The 22,490-nt window shown below is 63.6% G+C and carries 22 protein-coding genes, 1 pseudogene and 2 riboswitches; of the genes and pseudogenes, 8 read left to right on the forward strand and 15 right to left on the reverse strand.

The genetic code is table 11. The features are described from left to right. Window positions 1-35 precede the first annotated feature (35 nt). A complete protein-coding gene (locus AC3WS7_RS13880) occupies window positions 36-1,259 on the forward strand; it encodes a YihY family inner membrane protein (RefSeq protein ID WP_492656763.1) in 1,224 nt (407 codons plus the stop codon). Between the two features lie 135 nt (window positions 1,260-1,394). On the opposite strand, the gene AC3WS7_RS13885 is transcribed toward AC3WS7_RS13880, so the two are convergent. The 4 genes from AC3WS7_RS13885 to AC3WS7_RS13900 form a co-directional block, all read right to left on the reverse strand. After that, window positions 1,395-2,153 carry an outer membrane protein gene (locus AC3WS7_RS13885; RefSeq protein ID WP_492656764.1) on the reverse strand — a complete coding sequence of 253 codons (759 nt, stop codon included), beginning with the start codon at window positions 2,151-2,153 and terminating at the stop codon, window positions 1,395-1,397. Window positions 2,154-2,407: 254 nt separating this feature from the next. Further along, a complete protein-coding gene (locus AC3WS7_RS13890) occupies window positions 2,408-2,749 on the reverse strand; it encodes an Mpo1-like protein (RefSeq protein ID WP_296470153.1) in 342 nt (113 codons plus the stop codon). Between the two features lie 68 nt (window positions 2,750-2,817). Further along, window positions 2,818-3,639 carry an alpha/beta fold hydrolase gene (locus AC3WS7_RS13895; protein WP_492656765.1) on the reverse strand — a complete coding sequence of 274 codons (822 nt, stop codon included), beginning with the start codon at window positions 3,637-3,639 and terminating at the stop codon, window positions 2,818-2,820. A gap of 2 nt (window positions 3,640-3,641) precedes the next feature. After that, window positions 3,642-4,955, reverse strand: a complete 1,314-nt coding sequence (locus tag AC3WS7_RS13900; protein WP_492656766.1) for an O-acetylhomoserine aminocarboxypropyltransferase — start codon at window positions 4,953-4,955, stop codon at window positions 3,642-3,644. Between the two features lie 102 nt (window positions 4,956-5,057). Between AC3WS7_RS13900 and AC3WS7_RS13905 the strand changes: the two genes are divergently transcribed. Next, window positions 5,058-5,525 (forward strand): CBS domain-containing protein, encoded by a 468-nt coding sequence (locus AC3WS7_RS13905; protein ID WP_296470144.1) that lies wholly within the window; start codon window positions 5,058-5,060, stop codon window positions 5,523-5,525. Window positions 5,526-5,646: 121 nt separating this feature from the next. On the opposite strand, the gene AC3WS7_RS13910 is transcribed toward AC3WS7_RS13905, so the two are convergent. Then, window positions 5,647-6,864, reverse strand: a complete 1,218-nt coding sequence (locus AC3WS7_RS13910; RefSeq protein WP_296470516.1) for a polyhydroxyalkanoate depolymerase — start codon at window positions 6,862-6,864, stop codon at window positions 5,647-5,649. A gap of 123 nt (window positions 6,865-6,987) precedes the next feature. Here AC3WS7_RS13910 and AC3WS7_RS13915 point away from each other — a divergent pair, with 123 nt between their 5' ends. Beyond that, a complete protein-coding gene (locus AC3WS7_RS13915; protein WP_296470102.1) occupies window positions 6,988-7,644 on the forward strand; it encodes a glutathione S-transferase in 657 nt (218 codons plus the stop codon). A gap of 83 nt (window positions 7,645-7,727) precedes the next feature. On the opposite strand, the gene AC3WS7_RS13920 is transcribed toward AC3WS7_RS13915, so the two are convergent. Further along, window positions 7,728-8,150: a cupin domain-containing protein gene (locus AC3WS7_RS13920; protein WP_492656767.1), complete on the reverse strand. Its 423-nt coding sequence runs from the start codon at window positions 8,148-8,150 to the stop codon at window positions 7,728-7,730. A gap of 114 nt (window positions 8,151-8,264) precedes the next feature. On the opposite strand from AC3WS7_RS13920, the gene aroC reads away from it, so the two are divergent. The 3 genes from aroC to aroQ are packed head-to-tail and all read left to right on the forward strand — an operon-like array spanning window position 8,265 to window position 11,047. Next, window positions 8,265-9,359 carry a chorismate synthase gene (gene aroC, locus AC3WS7_RS13925; protein ID WP_492656768.1) on the forward strand — a complete coding sequence of 365 codons (1,095 nt, stop codon included), beginning with the start codon at window positions 8,265-8,267 and terminating at the stop codon, window positions 9,357-9,359. A 5-nt stretch (window positions 9,360-9,364) separates the two neighbouring features. Continuing rightward, entirely contained in the window at window positions 9,365-10,573 is a 1,209-nt protein-coding gene (locus AC3WS7_RS13930; protein WP_492656847.1) for an MFS transporter, read from the forward strand. A gap of 24 nt (window positions 10,574-10,597) precedes the next feature. Then, the gene (gene aroQ / locus AC3WS7_RS13935) at window positions 10,598-11,047 is read left to right on the forward strand and encodes a type II 3-dehydroquinate dehydratase (protein WP_296470092.1); all 450 of its coding nucleotides are present in this window, start codon (window positions 10,598-10,600) and stop codon (window positions 11,045-11,047) included. Here aroQ and AC3WS7_RS13940 read toward each other — a convergent pair whose 3' ends face one another. Together AC3WS7_RS13940 and AC3WS7_RS13945 are read right to left on the reverse strand one after the other, a co-directional pair. Beyond that, window positions 11,048-11,950 carry a LysR family transcriptional regulator gene (locus tag AC3WS7_RS13940; RefSeq protein ID WP_492656769.1) on the reverse strand — a complete coding sequence of 301 codons (903 nt, stop codon included), beginning with the start codon at window positions 11,948-11,950 and terminating at the stop codon, window positions 11,048-11,050. 13 nt (window positions 11,951-11,963) lie between these two features. Then, window positions 11,964-13,049 carry a calcium:cation antiporter gene (locus AC3WS7_RS13945; protein WP_492656770.1) on the reverse strand — a complete coding sequence of 362 codons (1,086 nt, stop codon included), beginning with the start codon at window positions 13,047-13,049 and terminating at the stop codon, window positions 11,964-11,966. 140 nt (window positions 13,050-13,189) lie between these two features. Here AC3WS7_RS13945 and AC3WS7_RS13950 point away from each other — a divergent pair, with 140 nt between their 5' ends. Together AC3WS7_RS13950 and AC3WS7_RS13955 are read left to right on the forward strand one after the other, a co-directional pair. After that, on the forward strand, window positions 13,190-13,972 hold the full coding sequence (locus tag AC3WS7_RS13950) for a DODA-type extradiol aromatic ring-opening family dioxygenase (protein WP_492656771.1): 783 nt from the start codon (window positions 13,190-13,192) through the stop codon (window positions 13,970-13,972). 215 nt (window positions 13,973-14,187) lie between these two features. Then, a complete protein-coding gene (locus AC3WS7_RS13955; RefSeq protein ID WP_492656772.1) occupies window positions 14,188-15,321 on the forward strand; it encodes a methyl-accepting chemotaxis protein in 1,134 nt (377 codons plus the stop codon). A 75-nt stretch (window positions 15,322-15,396) separates the two neighbouring features. Here AC3WS7_RS13955 and AC3WS7_RS13960 read toward each other — a convergent pair. The 7 genes and pseudogenes from AC3WS7_RS13960 to AC3WS7_RS13990 form a co-directional block, all read right to left on the reverse strand. Then, window positions 15,397-15,624: pseudogene (locus AC3WS7_RS13960) on the reverse strand (helix-turn-helix transcriptional regulator); the annotation flags it as partial. 69 nt (window positions 15,625-15,693) lie between these two features. Further along, a complete protein-coding gene (locus AC3WS7_RS13965; protein WP_492656773.1) occupies window positions 15,694-16,410 on the reverse strand; it encodes an ABC transporter ATP-binding protein in 717 nt (238 codons plus the stop codon). A 10-nt stretch (window positions 16,411-16,420) separates the two neighbouring features. Continuing rightward, window positions 16,421-17,623, reverse strand: coding sequence for an ABC transporter permease (locus AC3WS7_RS13970; RefSeq protein WP_492656774.1), 1,203 nt, complete (start codon window positions 17,621-17,623; stop codon window positions 16,421-16,423). Beyond that, window positions 17,620-18,813: an efflux RND transporter periplasmic adaptor subunit gene (locus AC3WS7_RS13975; protein ID WP_296470076.1), complete on the reverse strand. Its 1,194-nt coding sequence runs from the start codon at window positions 18,811-18,813 to the stop codon at window positions 17,620-17,622. Before AC3WS7_RS13975 ends, AC3WS7_RS13970 begins: the two co-directional genes overlap by 4 nt. Then, window positions 18,810-19,442 (reverse strand): TetR/AcrR family transcriptional regulator, encoded by a 633-nt coding sequence (locus AC3WS7_RS13980; RefSeq protein WP_296470073.1) that lies wholly within the window; start codon window positions 19,440-19,442, stop codon window positions 18,810-18,812. Before AC3WS7_RS13980 ends, AC3WS7_RS13975 begins: the two co-directional genes overlap by 4 nt. A gap of 100 nt (window positions 19,443-19,542) precedes the next feature. Continuing rightward, window positions 19,543-20,931, reverse strand: coding sequence for an L-serine ammonia-lyase (locus tag AC3WS7_RS13985; protein ID WP_492656775.1), 1,389 nt, complete (start codon window positions 20,929-20,931; stop codon window positions 19,543-19,545). A 34-nt stretch (window positions 20,932-20,965) separates the two neighbouring features. Beyond that, window positions 20,966-22,189: a D-amino acid dehydrogenase gene (locus AC3WS7_RS13990; protein ID WP_492656776.1), complete on the reverse strand. Its 1,224-nt coding sequence runs from the start codon at window positions 22,187-22,189 to the stop codon at window positions 20,966-20,968. Between the two features lie 63 nt (window positions 22,190-22,252). Beyond that, window positions 22,253-22,366: riboswitch (glycine riboswitch) on the reverse strand. A gap of 11 nt (window positions 22,367-22,377) precedes the next feature. Next, window positions 22,378-22,471, reverse strand: a riboswitch (glycine riboswitch). Window positions 22,472-22,490: the final 19 nt, after the last annotated feature.

Consider the following 22,490-nt stretch of genomic DNA (forward strand, 5'->3'; position numbering starts at 1 on the left):
GCAGCCCCTGCGGTGGCTGGTGGCATCATAGCGGGATGCAACTGATCGAACGTCTGAAACCCTGGCTGCGCGACGTGGCCAGCATCCCTTGGCGAGACGCCGCCTTCACGCTGCGCGAGCGCTTCCGCGAAGACCGCCTGGGCCTGACCGCCAGCAGCCTGACCTTCACCACCACCATTGCGCTGGTGCCGTTTATTACCGTGGCGCTGGCGGTGTTCACCGCCTTCCCCATGTTTGCCAAGTTTCAGGATGTGTTGCAGAAATGGCTGATTGAGAGCCTGGTGCCCGACAACATTGCCCGCCAGGTGCTGGGCTACCTGAACCAGTTTGCCGGCAAGGCCAGCCGCCTGGGCGTGGCCGGTCTGGCCATTTTGCTGGGCACGGCGCTGGCGCTCATTTTCACCATCGACCGCACGCTCAACAGCATCTGGCGCGTGCGCAAGCGCCGCGCCCTGGGCCAGCGTGTGCTGATCTACTGGGCTGCCATCACGCTCGGGCCCTTGTTGCTGGGGGCCAGCTTGTCGCTCACCTCGTACGCCGTGTCGGCGTCCAAGGGGCTGGTGGGCGGGCTGCCGGGTGGCGTGAGCCTGCTGCTGGACAGCCTGCAGTTTGTGCTGGTGGCGTCTGGCATGGCAGCCATGTTTCACTACGTGCCCAACACCCAGGTGCGCTGGGGCCACGCGTGGATGGGCGGGCTGTTTGTATCGGCCGGCATGGAACTGGCACGCAAGGGGCTGGCCCTGTATTTGAGCAAGGTGCCCACGTATTCGGTGGTCTACGGCGCCTTTGCCACAGTGCCCATTTTGTTGATCTGGATTTATGTGGCCTGGGTCATCGTGCTGCTGGGCGCAGCCCTCACGGCCTACCTGCCCAGCCTGATCGCCGGCGTGCCACGCCGCCGCCTGGGCCACGGCTGGCAGTTCCAGCTGGCGCTGGAATCCTTGCAATTGCTGGAGCGTGCCCGCTCCGGCGCTGACAAGGGCCTGACCCTGACCCAGCTACGCACCACCTTGCAGGTAGACCCGCTGCGGCTGGAGCCGGTGCTGCAAATGCTGGTGGAGCTGGACTGGGTGGGCCAACTCAGCGAAGCCGGGGCAGACGGCGCGCAAGCCCGCTACGTGCTGCTGGCCGACCTGGACGGCACGGTGCTGGAGCCGCTGATGCGCGCGGCCCTGCTCAAGCCCGATGCCGTGACCGAGAATTTATGGAGAATTGGCCGCTGGCCCGCAACTACCTTGCGCGAGGCGCTACAAAAATAGTAGCGGTGTGGTGGCGGTGGACTCCGCACTCTGCAAACGCAAAATGCGCCCATGCCCTGACGCCCACTCGCGAGCTCACAACCCAAACGGCAGCGAGTCGTCTAAGCCTTTGGACTGTGCTGCCCGCAGCCAGCCTCAGAAGCGATAGTTGGCTCCCACGAAAATGCCTTGGGTATCCAGATTGGCCTTGTGGACCAAGGTTCCGCCGGAGTTATTGGTGCTCGTGACTTCTGTTTCTGTCGAGACACTGCCAAACTTTGTGTAGAGGTATTCGCCCCTCAGTGCCCAATTTTTGGTCAGCGCGTATTCGCTACCAAAGCCGAGGCTGGTGCCAGTCACCCAAGCCGATGTCGAGGCCCGGGAGTAGCCACTGAAAGCATTGTCGGAGAAGGTGGAGTTCAACTGCAGCCGCGTGGCTGCAATGCCCGCAGTCACATAGGGCAGCCAATTCTGCTGTGCCCATCCGAGCCGAAGACGCAACCCGGCCATCCAGTCTGCGGAGATGGTCTTCCTGCGGGTCATTTGCGCAGTAGGTACCGTCTCGTAGGTCTCGGTCGTTACATATTCTTTGTGAAGGGAAAGGCTATTGGCGCTTGCCTCTACCCCGACGAACACATTCCCGTACTGCTTGCCGTAGCCAACGAGCAGACCGCCAGACGCGCCCGTTTGACCCAACTGGTGGGTTCCGGAGCGGGCAATCTGCGCGGCATCGGTTGCGTCCAGGTACTTGGTTGTACCGACCACCATACTCACATCCGAGCGGCTGTCTATTGCGCCAATTTGGCCGCCAGCATAGAAACCCGACCAGTCAACACCCGACCCGGTCTGAGCCAGGGCGCCACTGCCAATCCCGCCTGTCAATGCGGCAAGGGTCCAAAAAAATAAGCGCTTCACGTGCAACCTCCAACTCTAAGCATGGGACATTCAGCGAGCCATCGACGCGTGCCACCCGACAAATTTCGCTGCATGGATACTAAGCGAAATTAATCCCGCTAACGACTTGCGTCCACGTGGTGGATCGCAAGCTTCGCGGGTCTCCATCCATTACTTGCGATATATACGAAATCGGGCTGTGGTGCTTATGGTGTATGCTCGACCAGCTATTTAATTTATAGCAAATAGCCCGCGCCATCGCGCCAATTTTCTGCTCAGAACCTGATCTTCCCGACCCAAATATCGCGGTACATGCACCAGTCCCCCATAAAGCTGTAGAGCGGACGCTTGAAGCTGGCGGGCTTGTTTTTCTCAAAGCCAAAGTGGCCCACCCAGGCAAAGCCGTAGCCGCACAACAAGCCATACAGCAGGTACTGCGGCTTGCCGGTGGCCAGCAGCATGGCCAGGCACACCAGCGTGAGGCTGGAGCCTACAAAGTGCAGGCGGCGGCAGGTGGTGTTGCTGTGTTCGCCCAAGTAAAAAGGGTAGAACTCCGCAAAGCTGTGGAAGCTGCGCGGGTCCACGGCGGTGGGGCTGGGGGTGTGGGTGGCGTCCATGGTCGCTCTCCTGACTGGTAGTGCGCCATGGTCGGGCAGAGCGCTTGCGCTTGGCAAGCGCACTTGCCCTAGGTGCTGGCCAAAAACTGTCGCATGGCGGACAGGGTTTGCTCCGGGGCTTCGGTCATTTGGTGGTGGCCCACGGGCACCATGTGCAGCACGGTGCGGGCTGCGCGCTGGCGGGCGGCAGCCAGCAGCAGTTGCGCGGCTTTGGGTGTGGTCATCTGGTCTTGCTCGCCCAGTACAAACAGCACCGGGCACAGCACCTGTGCCATGGCTTCTTCACCACCCGCGTAGTTGTTGCAGGCCGAGAATCCGCGGTGGAACACATTGACCGCCGTGTTGCTGGCCAGCACGCGGCGGCCCAACGCCATGCTGCTGCCGTATACCCAGGTGCCCGGCCCCAGTGCCGAGGGCGGTGCGGCCAGCGTGCTGCGCGAAAACACGTTCACCATGGTCAGCGCCTTCATGGGCTCACTGAGGGATGTTTCCAGCAACGCGGGCGACACCTTCATGGGGTAGGCCGTGCCCACCAGCACCAAGTGGGTGGCGCGTTCTTTCAAACGCGCAGCCGCTTCCAGCGCAATCAGCGAGCCCCAGCTGTGACCGATCAGTGCGGCTTTGTCCACACCTGCCGCATCCAGCAGCGCGACGATGAAATCTGCTGCGGCTTCCACGCTGGCAGGCGCCTCGCCGCCGCTGCGGCAGTGGCCGGGCAGGTCCACGGCCAGCACGTTGTAGCCGTGGTGGGCCAAGTAGCGGCTTTGCAGGATCCAGACGCTGTGGTCGTTGAGCACGCCGTGGATGAAGACCACCGTGGGTTTGGCGGCATCAAAAGGTTTGCCGCCGGTGTAGCAGTAGGCCGCGGCGCCGTTGACAGTGAGTTCCATGGTCAGGCTCCTGCTTTCTCGGCCGCCTTGAGCGCGCGCTTCAGGTCGTCCATCAAATCGTCCGGGTCTTCCAGGCCTATGGACAGGCGGATGGTGCCCTGCGTGATGCCACCGGCGGCCAGCGCCTCGTCGCTCATGCGGAAGTGGGTGGTGCTGGCGGGGTGGATCACCAGGCTGCGGCAGTCGCCCACATTGGCCAAGTGGCTGAAGACCTTGAGTGTTTCAATGAACTTTTTGCCCTGCTCGCGGTTGCCTTTCAGGTCAAAACTGAAGACCGAGCCCGCGCCTTTGGGCAGCAGCTTTTGCGCCAGCGCATGGCTGGGGTGGCTCTCCAGCAGCGGGTGGCCCACACGGCCCACAAAGGGCTGGCTGGCCAAGAACTCCACCACCTTTTCGGTGTTGCTGATGTGGCGCGCCATGCGCAGGCCCAGTGTCTCGATGCCCTGCAAAATCAGCCAGGCGGTGTGCGGGCTCATGCAGGCGCCAAAGTCGCGCAGGCCTTCGCGGCGTGCGCGCAGCAGGAATGCGCCTACCGTGCTTTCCTCGCTGAAATTCATGTGGTGGAAGCCCTCGTAGGGCACAGCCAGTTCGGCAAAACGGCCGGTGGCCGCATGGGCGCGGGCCCAGTCAAAGCTGCCGCCGTCCACCACCACGCCGCCAATCACCGTGCCGTGGCCGCTGAGGAACTTGGTGGCCGAGTGGTAGACCAGGTCGGCGCCTTGCGCAAACGGCTGCACCAGCCAGGGCGATGTGAGGGTCGAGTCCACCAGCAGCGGCACACCGGCCTCGTGCGCAATCTGCGCAATGGTCGGTGTGTCCAGCACGTCCAGCCCGGGGTTGCCCACGGTTTCGCCAAAAAACAGGCGTGTGTTGGGCCGCACGGCGGCACGCCAGCCGTCCACATCGCCGGGTTTCACAAAGGTGGTGTCGATGCCAAAACGGCGCAGCGTGTAGTGCAGCAGGTTTTGCGAACCGCCGTAGAGCGCGGTGCTGGCGACGATATGGCCGCCTGCGCCCATGAGCGTGGCGACCGCCAGGTGCAGGGCGGCCTGGCCGCTGGACGTGGCGATGGCGCCAATGCCACCTTCGAGTGCGGCCATGCGCTGCTCAAACACGGCGTTGGTGGGGTTGCTGATGCGGCTGTACACATGACCCGCACGCTCCAGGTTGAACAGCGACTGCGCGTGTTCGCTTGACTCGAACACAAACGAGGTGGTGAGGTGGATGGGCACGGCGCGGGCGCCCGTGGTGGGGTCGGGTGCGGCACCCGCGTGCAGGGCCAGTGTGTCAAAGCCGGGGTCAGCGTAACCAGGCATGGGGTTCTCCGGTGAAAGTCACTTGGTAATCGGGATGAAACTGGGGCATTGTGGGCTATATTTGATGCTCAGTTTCAATCCCAGTGTCACGAGGAAGTCCCCATGAAAGTCAGCGATATCCTGCGCGTTAAAGGCGGTACGCTTTTCACCACCACGCCGGAAGACACCCTGGCCGATGCCGCCCAGCTCATGGCCGAAAAAGACATTGGCTCGCTGGTCGTGATTTCCCACGGGCTGGTGGTGGGCATGCTGACCTTCCGCGAGGTGATTCAGGCGGTTGTCAAAAACGGCGGCGCCTTTGGCACCACCAGCGTCTACCGCGCCATGGACCCCGGCCCGTTGACCTGCACCATGGAAACCGAGATGGATGAAGTGCGCCGCATGATGCTGGAGCGCCACGCGCGCTACATGCCCGTCATCGACAACCGCATGCTCATGGGGGTGATCAGCTTCTACGACGTGGCCAAGGCCGTGGTGGACAGCCAGAACTTCGAGAACAAGATGCTCAAGGCCTACATCCGCGACTGGCCCGAAGGCGAAGACGCCAAGCCCGAAGCCGAGAACACCTGAGCAGCGGCGCAGACTAGGCCCGATGAGGATGAAGGGCAATTTGCCGCCGGGCCGCCCCAAGGCAAATTAGCCCCCTCGGGGGGCAGCGACCCGCGCAGCGGCGGAGCGTGGGGGCAATTCTTTAGCCTTCACTGGCGTGGATCATGTCCCGCACCCGCGGGTAAATCTGCTGGTTCCACTTGCGCCCACTGAACACACCATAGTGCCCGACCCCGGTCTGCACATGGTGTGTTTTTTTATACGGGCGCACGCTGCTGCACAGGTCTTGCGCAGCCACCGTCTGGCCCACGGCACAAATGTCATCACGCTCGCCTTCCACCGTCATCAGGGCCGTGCGGCGGATGGCGGCAGGGTTGACGATACGGTCTTTGTAGCTCAGCTTGCCTAGTGGCAGGTCGTAGGTCTGGAAGACTTTCTCCACCGTCTCCAGGTAAAACTCGGCTGGCAGGTCGTTCACCGCCAGGTACTCGTCGTAGAACACCCGGGTCACGTTGGCTTTTTCCAGGTCGCCGTTCACCAGGTGCTGGTACAGGTCTTTGAACGACTGTTTGTGCCGGTCCAGGTTCATGCTCAAAAACGCGCTGAGCTGCACAAAACCCGGGTACACGCGGCGCATGTAACCCTTGTGGGGCAGGGGCACATGGCTGATCAGGTTTTTCTCGAACCAGTCAATCGGTTTGCTCACCGCCAGCTTGTTCACCTCGGTAGGGTTCACACGGCAGTCCACCGGGCCCGCCATCAGGGTGAGGCTGCGCGGCTGGGCCGGGTCGTCGTCTTCGGCCATGAGGGCCGTGGCTGCCAGTGCCGCCACACAGGGTTGGCACACCGCAATCACATGGGTGCCGGGGCCTATGGTCTGGGTGAAGCGGATCATGTGGTCGATGTAGTCATCCAGCCCGAAGGGGCCGTGGCGCAATGCCACGTCACGCGCGTTGTGCCAGTCGGTGATATAGACGTCGTGGTCTTGCAGCAGGGTGCGCGCGGTTTCGCGCAGCAGCGTGGCAAAGTGGCCTGAGAGTGGCGCCACCAGCAGCACCTTGGGTTGGGGTTCTGCCGTGGGTTCCTGCTTCTGGAAATGCAGCAAGGTGCCAAAGGGCATGGTCAGCACGGCGTGCTCTGCCACCGCAATGTCTCGCTCGCCCACCTTTACGCTGTCAATGCCGTAGGCGGGGCGGGTGTGGGTGAGCCGCAGGCGCGACAAGACTTCCATGCCCGCCGCCATCTTGCGCAGCATGCTGCCTTCGGTCTGGTTCATCCACAGCGAGGCGCCCAGGCCCTGGGCCATCAGGCGCAGGGGGGAGGTGAGGTCGGACTGGGTTTGGTAGGCCTGGTACAGCATGGTGGTCCTGTGGTCAAAGCGGCTTGTGGCCGGGTGCACTGGCCGCAGGCAAGTTGTGGGCCAATGTGTTGGCACAGGCCTTGCGACGGTTTGGGCATCACTTTCCCGCAGGAGGTCCCTTCCATGGCCAAGGCAGTACTGACCATCAGCAGCAAAAACTACGGCGCTTGGGCATTGCGGGGCTGGTTGATGGCCAAGCTGGCGGGTTTGGAGTTCACCGAAGCGGTGATTTCCCCGGATGACCCGGCCATGAAGGCGGAGATGCTGCTGCTCTCCAGCAGCATGCTGGTGCCCTCGCTGCTGCATAACGGGGTGAATGTGTGGGACACCCTAGCGATTGGTGAATACCTCAACGAAATCAAACCCAAGGCCGGCTTGCTGCCGGCCGATATCAAGGCGCGGGCCCACTGCCGCGCGGTGTGTGGCGAAATGCACTCGGGCTTTGCTTCCATGCGCGGCTCGCTGCCCATGAACCTGAAGGCGCACTTTCCCCAGTTCAAGGTGTGGTCGCGTGCGCAGGCCGATATCGACCGGGTGTTGGCCATCTGGAAAGACTGCCTTCAGACCTACGGCGGGCCCTACCTGTTTGGCAAACAACCCTGCCTGGCCGATGCCATGTATGCCCCGGTGGTGACCCGCTTTTTGACCTATGACGTGGCCATCGACAAGGAGGCTGCGGCCTATTGCAAACGCATCATGGCGCTGCCTGCCATGCAAGAGTGGGTGGCCGCTGCCAAGGCCGAGCCCGAGGAAATCGACGAATTGGATGCGGAGTTCTAAGCATCCACGCTCCACCGCTGCGCGGGTCGCTGCCCCTCGAGGGGGCTAATTCCGCTTGGGGCGGCCCGGCGCGGAATTGCCGCTCACGCCCAGGGCGTGGGCGCTGGCACCGCACACACCGGATCCACGTCAATCGACTTGAAGTCGGCTGGCGACACGATTTCCAGGTACTCCATGTCGGGCGAATAGTCGAACAGGAAGTGGCGGATGCCGGGGCGCTGGTGCACCACGTCGCCAGCCTGCACCAGGGTCTCTTTGTCTTCGTACATGAACTTGGCCCAGCCCTTGGTCATGATGACGATCTGGAAATCTGCCTCATGACGGTGCCAACCGGTGCCTGTTTCTGGTGCCATGTTCGCCTTCACCAGGTGCGCAATCACCTTGCCGTGGGTGGCTTCGGCCACACCGAGATCGCGGTACAAGAAAAAATCACGCAGTCCGCCCGACACAAATTGCGTGTCTTCGGGCTTGACGTGGGAAAACTGGGTGCTGGTGCGGTCTAGCATGGCTCACTCCTGTTCAAACAAGCTGAAAACACTGAAATGGTGCGCTGCAGCACGATGCATAAAGTGTTCCAGCCTGCAGGGCCGTGTGGCCCGGTCTGGGATAATTCGGCCACTATGAGCGGCAACACCTTCGGACACCTCTTCACCGTCACCAACTTTGGTGAATCCCACGGCCCGGCCATTGGCTGCATCATTGACGGCTGCCCCCCGGGCATGGAGCTGTCCGAGGCTGATATCCAGATTGACCTGGACCGCCGCCGCCCTGGCACCAGCCGCCACGTGACCCAGCGCAATGAGCCCGATGCAGTGCAGATCCTCAGCGGTGTCTACCAGGGCAAAACCACCGGTACGCCGATTGCGCTGCTGATCCAAAACACCGACCAGCGCAGCAAGGACTACGGCAACATTCTGGAGACCTTCCGCCCCGGACACGCCGACTACAGCTACTTCCAGAAATACGGCATCCGCGACCCACGCGGTGGTGGCCGTTCCAGCGCCCGACTCACCGCGCCCATGGTGGCGGCGGGTGCCGTGGCCAAGAAATGGCTCAAGGAAAAGTACGCCACCGAATTCCGCGGCTGCATGACGCAGGTTGGTGAGCTGCCGATTGCCTTTGAGAGCTGGGACCACGTGCCCCACAACCCATTTTTTGCCCCCGTGGCCGATGTGCAGGCGCTGGAAGACTATATGGACGCGCTGCGCAAGGCGGGCGACTCCTGCGGCGCCAAGATCCGTGTGAGCGCGACCAACGTGCCCGTGGGCCTGGGCGAGCCGCTGTTTGACAAGATGGATGCCGACATCGCCTACGCCATGATGGGCATCAACGCGGTGAAGGGGGTGGAAATTGGTGCTGGGTTTGCCAGCGTGTCGCAGCGTGGCACCACCCATGGCGACAGCCTCACCCCTAACGGCTTTGCCAGCAACAACGCGGGCGGCGTACTGGGCGGCATCACCACCGGGCAAGACCTGGAGGTGAGCATTGCCATCAAGCCCACCAGCTCCATCATCACGCCGCGTGATTCCATTGATTCGCAGGGCAACCCCACCCAGGTAATCACCAAGGGGCGGCATGACCCTTGTGTGGGCATTCGCGCCACACCGATTGCCGAAGCCATGCTGGCTCTGGTGGTGATGGACCATGTGCTGCGCCACCGCGCGCAGTGTGGTGACGTGGTGCCCGCGCTCACGCCCATCGCAGGCAGCGTTTGAGTACGGTGGCCGCGTCCCCGGCGCAGCCTGGTCAGCGCCACCAGATCATGCCGTTTGCCGCGTTGACGGCGGCCTACTGTGCCCACGCGGGTTTCTTCAATCCCTTTTTGCCGTTGTGGCTCAAGGACCTGGGCCTGAGCCTGGTGCTCATCAGTGTGCTGACCTCGGTGCAGGCGGCCACGCGCATGTTTGCGCCTTACGCCTGGGGCACGCTGAGCGACCGCACCGGTGAACGCGCCAAGCTCTTGCGCTGGGGTGCCCTCACGGCCTTGGTCGCCTCGGCGGGGCTGTGGTTCAACGGCGGGGTGTGGTGGCTGGCCGTGGTGCTGCTGGTGATGTTCACCCAGACCAGCGGCATGATGCCCATGACCGAAGCCGCCGTGGCCCATGTGGTGAGCCAGGGCGGCACGTTTGACACCAAGCTGTATGGCCGGGTGCGCTTGTGGGGGTCGCTGGGCTTCATGCTGGCGGTGCTGGGGGCAGGGGCGTGGTTCGAGCACGTGGGCATGCGCAGTTTTCCCTTGATCGTGACCGTGAGCCTGGTGGTGCTGGTGGTGTTTGCTTACCGCATGCCCGATGTGAAAGAGGCGCACTACGCCACGGCGGGCGCAACATCCTTGCCCATGGGGCCGGTGCTGGCGCAACCCGCGGTGCGCTGGCTGTTTGCCTCGGTGTTTTTCCATGTGCTCTCACACATGGGCATCTACACCTTCTTCTCGCTCTACATGGATTCGCTGGGCTACAGCAAAACCATGATTGGCCTGCTGTGGGCGGTGTCGGTCACGGTGGAGATTGGCTGGTTCTTTACCCAGAGCCGCTGGATGCCCAAGGTGAGCCTGACCGGCTGGCTGGTGCTGTGTGCAGTGGTGATGGTGTTTCGCATGGCGCTCACCGCCTCGTTGGCCTCTGTGCTGTGGGTGCTGGTGCTGGCACAAGCCCTGCACGCGCTCACGTTTGCTGCCCACCACAGCGCCTGCATTGCGCTGGTGTCGCACCACTTTCCGGGCAGCCTGCGCGGGCGAGGGCAGGCGCTCTACATCATCGTCGGCTACGGTATTCCCGGTGTGCTGGGTGGGCTGCTGGGCGGCCAGCTGAGCCAGCACTGGGGGCTGGACAGTGTGTTCTGGGGTACCTCGACCATGGCCGTGTTGGCCACGGCCTGTGCCTACAAAGTCTGGCGCTTGCGCCACCCTGCGGCGCTGCCTGCCGCGTAACCGTTTTTCTTCAAGGACGTCCCCATGAAAACAGCGCTGATCCTCAATGGCCCCAACCTCAACCTGCTGGGCACCCGCGAGCCCCAGGTCTATGGCTCGCAAACGCTGGCCGATGTGCAGGCGCTGTGTGAGCGCGCATGTTTGGCCAACGGGTTCACGCTGGATTTTCGCCAGAGTAACCACGAGGGCACGCTGGTGGACTGGCTGCACGAGGCCGGCCAGTTGCACGCCAAGGGCCAACTCGCTGGTGTGATTCTGAACGCTGGCGCCTACACCCACACCAGCGTGGCGCTGCACGATGCCATCAAGGGCACGGGCATTACGCTGATCGAGTTGCACATCAGCAATGTGCATGCGCGCGAGGCCTTCCGCCACCACTCCTACATCTCGCCCGCCGCCAAGGCGGTGATGGCGGGTTTTGGGGTCAATGGGTATGCGCTGGCCGTGGCAGGCCTGGCAGGCATGCAGGCCTGACTAGGGCCTCCACGCGGGCGTCTGGAAGGCGTCGGCCAGAAAGTCCACCATGGCGCGCACCTTGCCCGGCAAATGTTTGCGTGTGGGGTACACCGCATGGATGCCCAGCGTGGGACCGCGCAAATCTGGCAAGACGCGCACCAGGCGGCCGGTGCGCACGTCGTCGCCCACCAGAAAACCAGGCTGGTAAATCAGGCCCTGGTCGGCCAGGGCCGTCGCGCGGCAGGTGTCTCCGCTGTTGGCGCGCAGGCGTGGGTGGGTGGTCACGCTGTGGGGCTGGCCCTGGGCGTCGGTCAGCGTCCACACATCGCCGCCCGACCACAAGGAATACGCCATCACGCTGTGCCGGGCCACATCGTCCAGCGTGGTGATGGGGGGCGCCGAGCGCAGGTAGGCGGGCGAGGCGCACAGGAACACCTCGTCGTGCGCCAGCGCGCGCGACACCATCGACGAGCTGGCCAGCAGCGCAATGCGCACCGCCATGTCGTAGCCTTCATCCACCAGGTCCACGACGCGGTCGGTCAGCGTGATGTCGAGTTCCACCTGCGGATGCAGCTTCAAAAATTCGCCCCACAGCGGCGCCAGATGCAGATTGCCAAAGGTGAGGGGTGCGTTGAGCTTGAGGCGACCACTGACCACGCCCGTACCCGCGCTCACTGCTGCATTGGCATCGTTCACGTCTTCCAGGATCTGGCGGCAGCGCTCCACATACTCGTTGCCCGCATCGGTGAGCGAGAGGCGGCGCGTGGTGCGGTTCAGCAGGCGGGTGTTGAGGGCCGCCTCCAGCTCCAGCACCAGGCGCGAGACCACCGCCTTGGAGGTGTCCAGCCGCTGCGCCGCCTGCACAAAACTGCCGGCCTGCACCACGGCCACAAAGGCCTGCATCTGGCGAAACTGGTCCATGGCCGCGTGCGCCCTAGGGCACGATGGTGGTGAACAAATAGGTGGCCAGCAGCACCAGGTGCACCGTGCCCTGCAGCACCGTGGTGCGCCCGGTGCTGAGCGACAGCGTGCTGATGAACAGCGAGAGCAACAAGAGCACACTGGATTTGATGTCCAGGCCCAAAGTCAGCGTCCAGCCCGTGGCCAGGGACACGATGGCCACGGCCGGGATGGTGAGGCCAATGCTGGCCAAAGCGGAGCCCAGCGCCAGGTTCAGGCTGGTCTGCAAGCGGTTGGCCCGCGCTGCACGGTAGGCCGCCAGGCCTTCGGGCAAGAGCACCACCATGGCGATGATGATGCCCACCACGGCCTTGGGCGCGCCCGCGCTGGCCACCGCAGTCTCGATAGTGGGGGCCAGCGCCTTGGCCAGCAGCACCACCGCCACCAGGCCCAGCAACAGCAGGCCCGCGCTGATGGCCGCCAGTTTCCCATTGGGCGGGTTGGCGTGGGCTTCGGCGTCGGCCCTGGCCTCGGGGGGCAAAAAGTAGTCGCGGTGGCGCACGGCCTGTACCAGCACAAAGGTGCCGTAGAGCACCAGCGAGACGATGGCCACAAAGGCCAGTTGGCTGGGGCTGTATACCGGGCCCACCACGCTGGTGGTGTAGTTGGGCAGCACCAGCGTCAGCACCGCGATGGCGGCCAGCGTGGTGAGGGATGCGCTCACGCCGAGCTGGCCAAAGGTCTGCTCGCGGTAACGGCTGCCGCCCGCCAGCAGGCAAATGCCCACAATGCCGTTGAGGATCAGCATCACCGCGGCAAACACCGTGTCGCGCGCCAGCGCCGTGGTCTCGGGGCCACCGGCCAGCATCATGGAGACGATGAGTGCGACCTCGATGACCGTGATGGCCAGCGCCAGCACCAGCGTGCCGTAGGGCTCGCCCACCTTGTGGGCTACCACCTCGGCATGGTGCACGGCCGAGAGCACAGTGCCCACCAGCCCGGCGGCCAACAGCGCCACCCACCAGCCGCCGGCCACGCCAAACAGGCTGCCGCCCAGCAATACCCAGCCCACTACGGGCCAGGCCACGGACCAAAGGGGGAGGGGAGCGTGCTTTTGCATGGCGGGCATTTTCCAAACGGTGGGGATGTCTCTATTGTCAACAAAACAAAGACATTGAATCAATGGTGCGGTTATTTATCTTCGGTTTAAGGGCTTTTACAGTCAAGCCATCGTTTTTGAACAGTCACAAGGAACCCGCCATGACCACCGCATTGCCCAGCTTGTTTGTCTCCCACGGCGCGCCGCTGTTTGCGGTGGATGCCGGTACCACCGGCCCTGCATTGACAGCTTGGGGGGCAACATTGCCCGCCGACTTGCGCGGCATTGTGATCATGTCGCCGCACTGGATGGCGCGCAGCCCCGCGGTGATGACCACGCCCCAGCCCAGCACCTGGCACGACTTTGGGGGCTTTCCACCCGCGCTGTACGCACTGAACTACCCCGCACCGGGCAGCCCGGCGCTGGGGCTGGAGGTGATTGCCGCGCTCCAGGAAGCAGGTATCACTGCCAAGCCGGACGACACCCGCCCGCTGGACCACGGCACCTGGGTGCCACTGATGCACCTGCTGCCGCAGGCGACTGTGCCGGTGGTGCAAGTGGCCCTGCCCATGGGGTATGGCCCGCGCGAGGTGTACGCCATGGGCGCAGCCCTGGCGGGCCTGCGTGCGCAGGGTGTGTTGGTCATGGGCTCGGGCAGCATGACACACAACCTGGCTGAGTTTTTTGGCGGTGAACGCGCCGTGGCCCCCTATGTGACCGAGTTCAGCCGCTGGATCGAAGACACGCTGAGCAGCGGCAATCTGGATGCGCTGTTGGCCTACCGCGCCCAGGCACCCCACGCCAGCCGGGCCCACCCCAGCGAAGACCACTTTTTGCCGCTGTTCTTCGCACTGGGTGCTGCCGGGCCCGATGCCCGCCCCGACTACCTGAGCCGCGAAGTGATGTACAGCATGCTGGCCATGGACGCGTTCACGCTGCAGTGATGCCTGTTTTTTAGGTCAAATGGGCCTCTGGCCCGCGTGGAATATGCGCAAGCAGCTCCTGTTTCAGGAGCGTTCTGGTGGTGGCGGTCGATCCGGGTGGCACTGAAATAAGGGGCGTGGTTCTGCGGGTGATTGGCGGTTTGCCGCCAGCGGGCCTGGCATACACTGGTGTGCAGATTTTCTCGCCATCTCCCCCACAGCAGCACTGGACCCGTATGCGCCTCTTCAACTCCATGACTGTCGCCACCCGGCTCTCACTCACCACCGCCTTGGTGCTGGGGCTGCTGCTGGCAGTGCTCTACACCGGCTACAGCGCGCTGGGCAGCGTGGCGCTTCAAGCCAAGCAGTTTGCCGCCTTGGCGGCCGACGCGCAGCAGAGCATGCTGGTGATGGCCGTGCTGGCCCTGGTGCTGGGCGTGGTGTCCACCATCAGCCAGGTGCGCAGCATCTCGCGGCCGCTGGCCGATGCCATCCACATTGCCGAGACCGTGGCCGCGGGTGACCTGAGCCACGATTTTGAAAACACCCGCGGCGGCGAGTTTGGCCGCTTGCTGGACGCCATGGGCACCATGGAAGACACGCTGACCGACCTGGTCACCCAGATCAAGGAAAGCACCGAGCCGCTGACCGCCTCGTCCGCGGACATCGTGCAGTCCAGCTCCGACCTGCTGCAACACACCCGGGTGCAGGCCGACGCGCTCAACGCCACCACCAGCAGCATGACCGAGCTCACCGCCACTGTGCAAGAAAACGCCCAGCGTGCACAAAGCGCCAGCGCACTGGCCGTGAGTGCTTCCAGCACAGCCCAGCGCGGCGGCGAGGTGGTGGGCGAAGTGGTGCAAACCATGCACGCCATCACCGACAGCTCGCGCAAGGTGGTGGACATCATTGCGGTGATTGAAGGCATCTCCTTCCAGACCAACATCCTGGCGCTGAACGCGGCCGTGGAAGCCGCCCGCGCGGGCGAGCAGGGCCGTGGCTTTGCGGTGGTGGCCAGCGAGGTGCGCAGCCTGGCCGGCCGCAGCGCCGATGCGGCCAAAGAAATCCGCCAACTCATCAGCCACTCGGCCGAGCAGGTGGATGCAGGCTCGCAACTGGTGGGCCGCGCCGGGGCCACCATGCAAGACATCGTCACCGCGGTGCGCCAGGTGACCGACCTGCTGGGCGAAATCTCTGCCGCGTCGGCCCAGCAAAGCCAGAGCGTGCTGCAAGTCAGCCAGGCCGTGGTGCACATGCAGGCCGAAACCCGCCACAACACCGAGCAGGTGGGCCACACCGCCACCGCCGCCACCGCCATGAGCGAGCGCGTGCGCGAGCTGCAGAGCGCTGTGGACCAGTTCAAGGTCTGAGTGCCCCGCACTTTGGCATGATTTAGGGCTCTAGCCCTTGCGGATGTTGCGCGAGCAGCTATTAAATCAGGAGCGTTACTCGGCCGGCATGCGCGCGTACTGCGATGGCGCCTGCCCGACAAAACGGGTGAATGCGACGCTGAAGGTGCTGGCGGAGCTGTAGCCCACGCGCTGCGCCACCTCGGCCATGCCGCCCACCTGGCGCCGCAGCAGGTTCTTGGCCAGCGCCATGCGCCAGGCCAGCAGGTACTGCATCGGGGCCTGGCCCGCGGCACGGTGGAAGCGATCGAAGAACGCCGAGCGGGGCCTGCGCATGCGACAGAGGCGTAGGGTGACGGGGGAGGGGTTCTGACTGGCGTCGAAGTTGCCAGCTCAATCCAGCGCGCGCCCCTCGCCTTGCTCCTCGACCGTTTGGCCATCGCGTATGTGATAGATGCGCTTGAAGGTCGGGATGATTTTTTCGTCGTGGGTCACCACAATGATGGCCGTCTGCGCCTGCTGCGCCATGGTGTTGAGGATGCGTACCACGGCCAACGCGCGCTCGCTGTCCAGAGGGGCTGTCGGTTCGTCGGCCAGAATCACCGGCGGCTTGTTCGCCAAAGCGCGGGCAATCGATACCCGCTGCTGCTCGCCCCCTGACAACTGCGCCGGCTCGGCTTTGGCGCGGTGCGCAACATCCAGGGCCTTGAGCAATTCCATGGCACGTCGCCTGGCGTCCACATTGGGGACTCCCGCCAGCATGGGCAGCAAGGCCACGTTGTCCGTGACATCCAAAAATGGGATGAGGTAAGGGGCCTGGAACACAAACCCGATCCGATCGCGGCGCAAGGCGCGCAGGTCTGGGGTCTTCCAGCCATTGTCGTAAATAACTTCGTCACCCAGTGTCATGCGCCCCGAGGTGGGCTCGATGATTGCCCCCAGGCATTTGAGCAATGTGCTCTTCCCCGAGCCGGAAGGCCCCACCAACCCCACCACCTCACCAGGTGCAACTTGCATGGTCACATTCCTGAGCGCCTCCACGGCCGTGTCGCCATGGCCATAGACCTTGCGCAGGTTCTCGATCCGAATGCCGCCGGGTTTGCTGTTCATGTCGTGCCCCTCAACTGATGGCCTCTGCAGGGTCAACCCGCAAAGCCACACGGATCGCCAGGGTGCTGGCCAGCGTGCAGATAAGCATCGTGGCGACAAAACCCACCGCAGCATCCTGCGTCAGCAAGAGGACGAACTTGGGAAACACCGGTGCCCAGATCGTCGCGGCCACTTTGCCCACGATGAAGCCAATGATCCCAAGCCCCAGTGCTTGTTGCAGGATCATCGATGCGATGGTGATGTTGCGAGTGCCAATCAATTTGAGCACAGCGATTTCGCGGATTTTCCCCAGTGTCATGGTGTAGATGATGAACGCCACGATCGCCGCACTCACCACGGCCAGAATGGCCAGAAACATGCCGATCTGTTTGGCCGAGGTGGCGATCAATTTATCGACCAGGATGTCTTCCATGTCCTCCCGGGTGAAAACGGCCAGGTGTTTCCAGCGCCGGATCGGCTCAGCCACTTGCTGCGCTGACCACCCCTCAGCCATACGGATCAGCACTGCATTGACGTTGCGGCTGCTGGTCTGCAGGTTCTGTGCGGCATCGAGCAAGCCCGGCACCGCAGGTCGGTTGAACGCCGGATTGGCGGCGGTCCGGACGCGGTCGTTCACGATGGCGTCGTTGTCCTTGAGGAATTGCGCCTCCTGGGCATCCTTGATCGGAATGAACACCATCGGGTCACCGCCCGAAGAGACCATTCGGCGCGTCAGGCCTACTACCTCGTAGGTGTGACGCCGGATCTCGACCTTGTCGCCCAAGGACAGTCCGGTCTTGATGTCGGCCACCGCCTCGTAGTGGCTGCGCGTGAGGTGTCGGCCGGCCAGCAAGTGGCCCGGCTGTCCTGGCAGTCCTGCGGCACCTGGCTCGATCCCGACCACCATGGCCCGGGCCTCTTGGTCGCCCACGGCTTTGATCTGCATGGTGAAGTACGTGATGTTGGCGGCCATTGCCACGCCGGGCATGCCTGCAACGCTGCGCACCACATCGTCCTTGAGGCTGGAGGATTCGGCGTACGGCCCTTGCGTGTCCTTTTGCACCACCCACAGGTCCGCGCCGCTGTTGTTGAGCAAGGCCTGCGCATCGTCGACCATGCCACGAAACACGCCGGCCATGGTCAGCGTCACGCCAATGAGCAGGCCCAAGCCTAGCCCTGTGAGCACGAACTTGGGCCAGCTGTGCTGAATGTCACGTGCCGCCAGGCTGATCATGGCCGGGCCTTTTTCACCAGGGCATCGACCACCTTGAAGCTGCCCCCTGCCGACAGGGGCTTTTCGTTGTAGACCACCACGGTGTCGCCCGAGCTCAGGCCACTGAGTGCCTGAACGCGGCCGTCCAGGCTGGTAGCTCCCCATTGCACGGGCACAAAATCCAGGGTGCCGTCTTTCAGGCGCCAGACACCGGTGCGGCCCTGGTACGTTTGCACACTGGCCTGAGGCACCACCAGTGCCTGCCCGGTCGGCTGGAGCTGAAGCGTGACTTCGGCCATCTCACCAATCGACAGCGATGCTGGGATCTGCTCGAACGCCACTTGTGCAATCCGTTCCTCAGTCACTGCGTCCGCCTGCAGCTCCACCCGATCCACTTTTCCAGCCAGCACCTGCTGAGGGCGGGATCGCAACACAATCTGTGCCGGCAAACCGACGGCCAGTCCCGTAGAGCGCGCTTGGTCCACACGCAGCTTGACCCAGAGGCTGGCGGGATTGACCAGCCTGAGTACTGGCTGGCCGGCCACCACCGTGCTGCCGGATTCGGCATCCCGGCTGATCACCACCGCATCGGCAGGGGCCATCAAACGGGTGTTTTGTTTTTGAAGCGATACCGCCGCGCGTTCGGACCGCTGGCGTTGGGCATCCTGCTTGGCTGCTTGCAGGTTCGCTTGCGCAACGGCAAGCACTGCATCCGCTGACTGCAGTTCCTGCTCCCGGCCTTCCAGGGCGGAGGGGCTGATGAAGTTCTGCTGCGCCAGCTCCTTTTGTCGGTTCAGGGTCGTCGTGACCAGTTCACGCCGGGCTTTGGCGTCGGCGACTTGGGCATGGGCCGCTGCCTCAATGCTGACCGCTTTGGACAAAGCAGCCTCCTGCGCCTGCAGCCGTTGCCCCAGATCCACCGGATCCATCTCGGCCAGCAACTGCCCCGCCTTGACCGCCTGCCCGACATCCACATGCACATGCAGCACACGCCCCGCCACCGCAGGCCCCAAGAGCCAGCTCTGACGGGCTTCCACACTGCCAATGCCAAATACCGAGGGGGTCAGACCTTCGCTGCTGACTTGGGTCACGGTGACTTTGGTCGGTGCCAAGGGCCCCATGCGGAAAGCCACAAATCCCAAAGTGGCCACAACGGCTGCAATGCCGACGATGACCACGGTCTGCCGCTTGTTGAACTGGATGATGGTCATTTGCGCTTCCTAGCTTCTGGTGTGGACGGTGCCAGCAAGCCGGCCTCGTAAATGTTGAATACGGCCGGTGCCAGCTTTGCCATGTCTTTCAGACTGCCAGTCACCAGCGACTGCACGACAAGCCCTTGAACCGCCCCCATGAACAGGACCACAGCACTTTTATGATCCACGTCGGCTGCCGTTAGCGCATCCTCGTGCGCTTGCGCCAGCAAGCCGGAAACCAGGGTTCTGTAGTCGGCCATGAGGCCTTGGACCTTGCCCTTGAGGGGCGTCGGCTTGGCATGCTGCAGCTCCTGAAAGACCAAGCGCGGAACACCGGGATATTCCTGCACAAAGTCTATGTGCGCCATGAAGACGGCACGTAATGCCTGCAAGGCATCCGCCTGCTTGGCCTGCGCCGCTTGCTGCAATCTGCCGATCAATGCCTGATGGGCCCAATCGAGCGCCGCCAACCAGATCGCTTCCTTGCTCTCGAAATGCCGGAAAACAGCGCCCTGCGTGATCCCGACAGCCTGCGCCAGATCACCCGTTGTGATCTCGACAGGACTTTTTTGGGCCGCCAAAACCAAAGCCACCTGGACCAGTTCTGCCTGACGGTCTTCTGTTTTGAGTTTGGTACGCGTCAGCACATTCGCATTGAATAAGTAATTGATGAATTACTTTATCACGGAGCTGGATCACCCGGGGAATGAATTGCCTTGCCGACATGCTCCAAAGCAATACCTGCCTCTAACACTCCACAATATTCACCGCCAACCCCCCACGGGCGGTTTCCTTGTACTTGGTCTTCATGTCCGCGCCGGTTTCGCGCATGGTCTTGATGACCTTGTCCAGGCTCACGAAGTGGCTGCCATCGCCGCGCAGCGCCATGCGGGCGGCGTTGATGGCTTTGACGGATGCAATCGCATTGCGCTCGATGCACGGGATCTGCACCAGCCCGCCTACGGGGTCGCAGGTCAGGCCCAGGTGGTGTTCCATGCCAATCTCGGCTGCGTTTTCCACTTGCGCGGGGGTGCCACCCATCACCGCGCACAGGGCAGCTGCGGCCATGCTGCAGGCCACGCCTACCTCGCCCTGGCAGCCGACTTCGGCACCGCTGATGCTGGCGTTCTCCTTGTAGAGGATGCCGATGGCAGCGGCAGTGAGCAAAAAGTCGATGACGCCTTGGTCATGGGCTCCTGGCACAAAGCGCGTGTAGTAGTGCAGCACGGCGGGGATGATGCCGGCCGCGCCATTGGTGGGGGCGGTGACCACGCGGCCACCGGCGGCGTTTTCTTCGTTGACGGCCAGCGCATACAGGTTGACCCAGTCCAGCACCTGCAGCGGATCGCGCAGGGCCTCTTCGGGTTTGGCCACCAGCGCATCGCGCAGGGCTTTGGCGCGGCGTTTGACCTTGAAACCGCCGGGCAGCACGCCCTCGGTCGCGCAGCCGCGTTGCACGCAGGCCTGCATCACCTGCCAGATGCGCAGCAGGCCGGCGTCAATCTCGGCATCGCTGCGCCAGTGCTGCTCGTTGCGCCGCATGATTTGCGCAATGCTCAGGCCCTGTTGTGCGGCCAGTTGCAGCAGCGCGTCACCGCTGGTAAAGGGCAGGGGCAGCACGGTGGCGTCGGGCGCAATCACTTTTTGCCGCGTGCCATCGGCCGCCACTTCGTCGCTCACGATAAAACCGCCGCCCACCGAGTAGTAGATGCGTTCCGACAGTTCATGGCCCGCCGCATCCAGCGCCACAAAGCGCATGCCGTTGGCGTGGAAGGGCAGGGGCGCACGCATGAAGAGCAGGTCGTCTTTCTCATGGAAGGCAATGCGGTGCGTACCGCCCAGTATGAGCTGCTGGCTGCTGCGCACCTCGGCCAGCAGCGCGGGGATCACGTCCACTTCCACCGTGTCGGGCTCGTGGCCGCACAGGCCCAGCAGCACGGCCACATCGCTGGCGTGGCCCTTGCCGGTCGCACCCAGCGAGCCGTGCAACCAGCAGCGCACCGTGGCGGTCTGCGCCAGCACACCGCTGTGCTGTAGCCGCGCCACAAACTGGCGCGCTGCCCGCATGGGGCCCACGGTGTGCGAGCTGCTGGGGCCGATGCCGATCTTGAACAGGTCGAATACAGAGACTGCCATGGTGGACTCCTTGCGCGAGTGTGATGCGATTGGGTCAGGCTGCCAAGTGCTGCTGCACATGGCCCACCAGTTGGTGCGCGGTGATGGCCGACAGCGTCCAGCCCAGGTGGCCGTGGCCGGTGTTGTAGAACACGTTGGCGCGTTGGCCCCGGCCCACACGCGGCAGCATGTTGGGCATCATGGGTCGCAGCCCGGCCCAAGGCTCGGCGCGGCGCGTGCTCACACCCGGGAAGCACTGGTTCACCCAGTTCACCAGAGGGCGGATGCGGTCGGCGCGGATGTCGTGGTTGAACCCGTTGAACTCGGCCGTGCCCGCTACGCGGAAACGGTCTTGGCCCAGGCGGCTGGTCACCAGTTTGGTTTCGTCGTCCAGCAAGCTCACCTGCGGCGCAGCCTGCTGGCTGGCCTCGTCGCTCAGGTGCACGGTGATGGAGTAGCCCTTGACCGGGTAGATGTTGAGGCGGTCGCCCAGTTGTGCGGCAATGCCCCGGCCATGCACACCCGCGCAGACCACGACACCGTCAAACGTGTGGGTCTCGGTGCCACCCGCGTGCTGCAGCGCAAGCTGCGCGCGATGGCCATCCGCCGACGCGCTCAGCACCTGGTGGCCATAGAGAAATTTCACGCCCAGGCGTGCGCAGGCCTGTGAGAGGCCGTGGGTGTATTTGTGGATGTCGCCCGTGGAATCGCTCTCGGTGAAGTAACCCCCGTAGTACTGGCCCTGCAGCGTGGGTTCAATCGCGCGCATCTCATCGGGGGTAACTGCACGGCGTGGCAGGCCACCAGCGGCCAGCATGCTGGACACGGTGCCGGCATGGTCAAAGCCCGCCTTGTTGCGGTAGATGTGCAAGATGCCTTTGCGCTTGTGGTCGAAATCAATGCCTTCTTTTTCGGCCCAACCAAACAGGTGCTCGCGCGCGGCAATGGCCAGGCGGGTGGTGGCTTCGGTGTTGTCGCGGTACTTGGGTATGGCGGCCACAAACTCGGCCATCCAGCTCAGCTTGTGCCAGGTGGGCGTGGGGTTCATCAGGAGTGGGGCGTCCTTGGTGAACATCCACTTCAGCCCTTTGACGATGGTGCTGGGGTGGGTCCAGACCTCGGCATTCGACGCCGACAACTGCCCGCCGTTGGCATAGGACGTTTCCATGCCTGCGTAGCGGTGTTTCTCAATCAGGGTGACCTGGTAACCCGCGTTGGCCAGGGTGTAGGCGCTGGTGACGCCGGTGATGCCGCCGCCGATGATGGCAATGTGTTTCATAGAGCTCTCTCGCAAAACAGTCGCAAACATAGAAGTCGCCAACCCACACACCATGTGCAGGTGACGCCCCCCTCTGTTTGAGACCTGAGAGATTCACCGCCAGCCTTGTGGGCCAGCGGCTTGCTCCTGCGGTGTGCCGTGGGGACTAGTCCACGGCAGCTCTTCAGAGTGCTCTGGGATTCAACATCCCTATCGAAGCGGTCCTGGGTGCCTGAGAGTTTCCGGGGTGGTTGCTCCTTCGGCGCTGGCGTTTTAGGCGCCAGGCTCTCCCGCTGCGATGCCAGGTCCAGCCTGGCCAGGG

This window comes from Rhodoferax sp. EU05-FHT12H12, assembly GCF_058791215.1.

Coding starts and splice junctions, on each gene's coding strand:
- AC3WS7_RS13965 (WP_492656773.1), bottom strand. CDS start 16,410: ATGAACAGCAAACCCGGCGGCATTCGGATCGAGAACCTGCGCAAGGTC.
- AC3WS7_RS13905 (WP_296470144.1), top strand. CDS start 5,058: ATGAAAGTCAGCGATATCCTGCGCGTTAAAGGCGGTACGCTTTTCACC.
- AC3WS7_RS13890 (WP_296470153.1), bottom strand. CDS start 2,749: ATGGACGCCACCCACACCCCCAGCCCCACCGCCGTGGACCCGCGCAGC.
- AC3WS7_RS13895 (WP_492656765.1), bottom strand. CDS start 3,639: ATGGAACTCACTGTCAACGGCGCCGCGGCCTACTGCTACACCGGCGGC.
- AC3WS7_RS13985 (WP_492656775.1), bottom strand. CDS start 20,931: ATGGCAGTCTCTGTATTCGACCTGTTCAAGATCGGCATCGGCCCCAGC.
- AC3WS7_RS13880 (WP_492656763.1), top strand. CDS start 36: ATGCAACTGATCGAACGTCTGAAACCCTGGCTGCGCGACGTGGCCAGC.
- aroC (WP_492656768.1), top strand. CDS start 8,265: ATGAGCGGCAACACCTTCGGACACCTCTTCACCGTCACCAACTTTGGT.
- AC3WS7_RS13990 (WP_492656776.1), bottom strand. CDS start 22,189: ATGAAACACATTGCCATCATCGGCGGCGGCATCACCGGCGTCACCAGC.
- AC3WS7_RS13975 (WP_296470076.1), bottom strand. CDS start 18,813: ATGACCATCATCCAGTTCAACAAGCGGCAGACCGTGGTCATCGTCGGC.
- AC3WS7_RS13950 (WP_492656771.1), top strand. CDS start 13,190: ATGACCACCGCATTGCCCAGCTTGTTTGTCTCCCACGGCGCGCCGCTG.
- AC3WS7_RS13945 (WP_492656770.1), bottom strand. CDS start 13,049: ATGCAAAAGCACGCTCCCCTCCCCCTTTGGTCCGTGGCCTGGCCCGTA.
- AC3WS7_RS13970 (WP_492656774.1), bottom strand. CDS start 17,623: ATGATCAGCCTGGCGGCACGTGACATTCAGCACAGCTGGCCCAAGTTC.
- AC3WS7_RS13915 (WP_296470102.1), top strand. CDS start 6,988: ATGGCCAAGGCAGTACTGACCATCAGCAGCAAAAACTACGGCGCTTGG.
- AC3WS7_RS13910 (WP_296470516.1), bottom strand. CDS start 6,864: ATGCTGTACCAGGCCTACCAAACCCAGTCCGACCTCACCTCCCCCCTG.
- AC3WS7_RS13900 (WP_492656766.1), bottom strand. CDS start 4,955: ATGCCTGGTTACGCTGACCCCGGCTTTGACACACTGGCCCTGCACGCG.
- AC3WS7_RS13920 (WP_492656767.1), bottom strand. CDS start 8,150: ATGCTAGACCGCACCAGCACCCAGTTTTCCCACGTCAAGCCCGAAGAC.
- AC3WS7_RS13940 (WP_492656769.1), bottom strand. CDS start 11,950: ATGGACCAGTTTCGCCAGATGCAGGCCTTTGTGGCCGTGGTGCAGGCC.
- AC3WS7_RS13955 (WP_492656772.1), top strand. CDS start 14,188: ATGCGCCTCTTCAACTCCATGACTGTCGCCACCCGGCTCTCACTCACC.
- aroQ (WP_296470092.1), top strand. CDS start 10,598: ATGAAAACAGCGCTGATCCTCAATGGCCCCAACCTCAACCTGCTGGGC.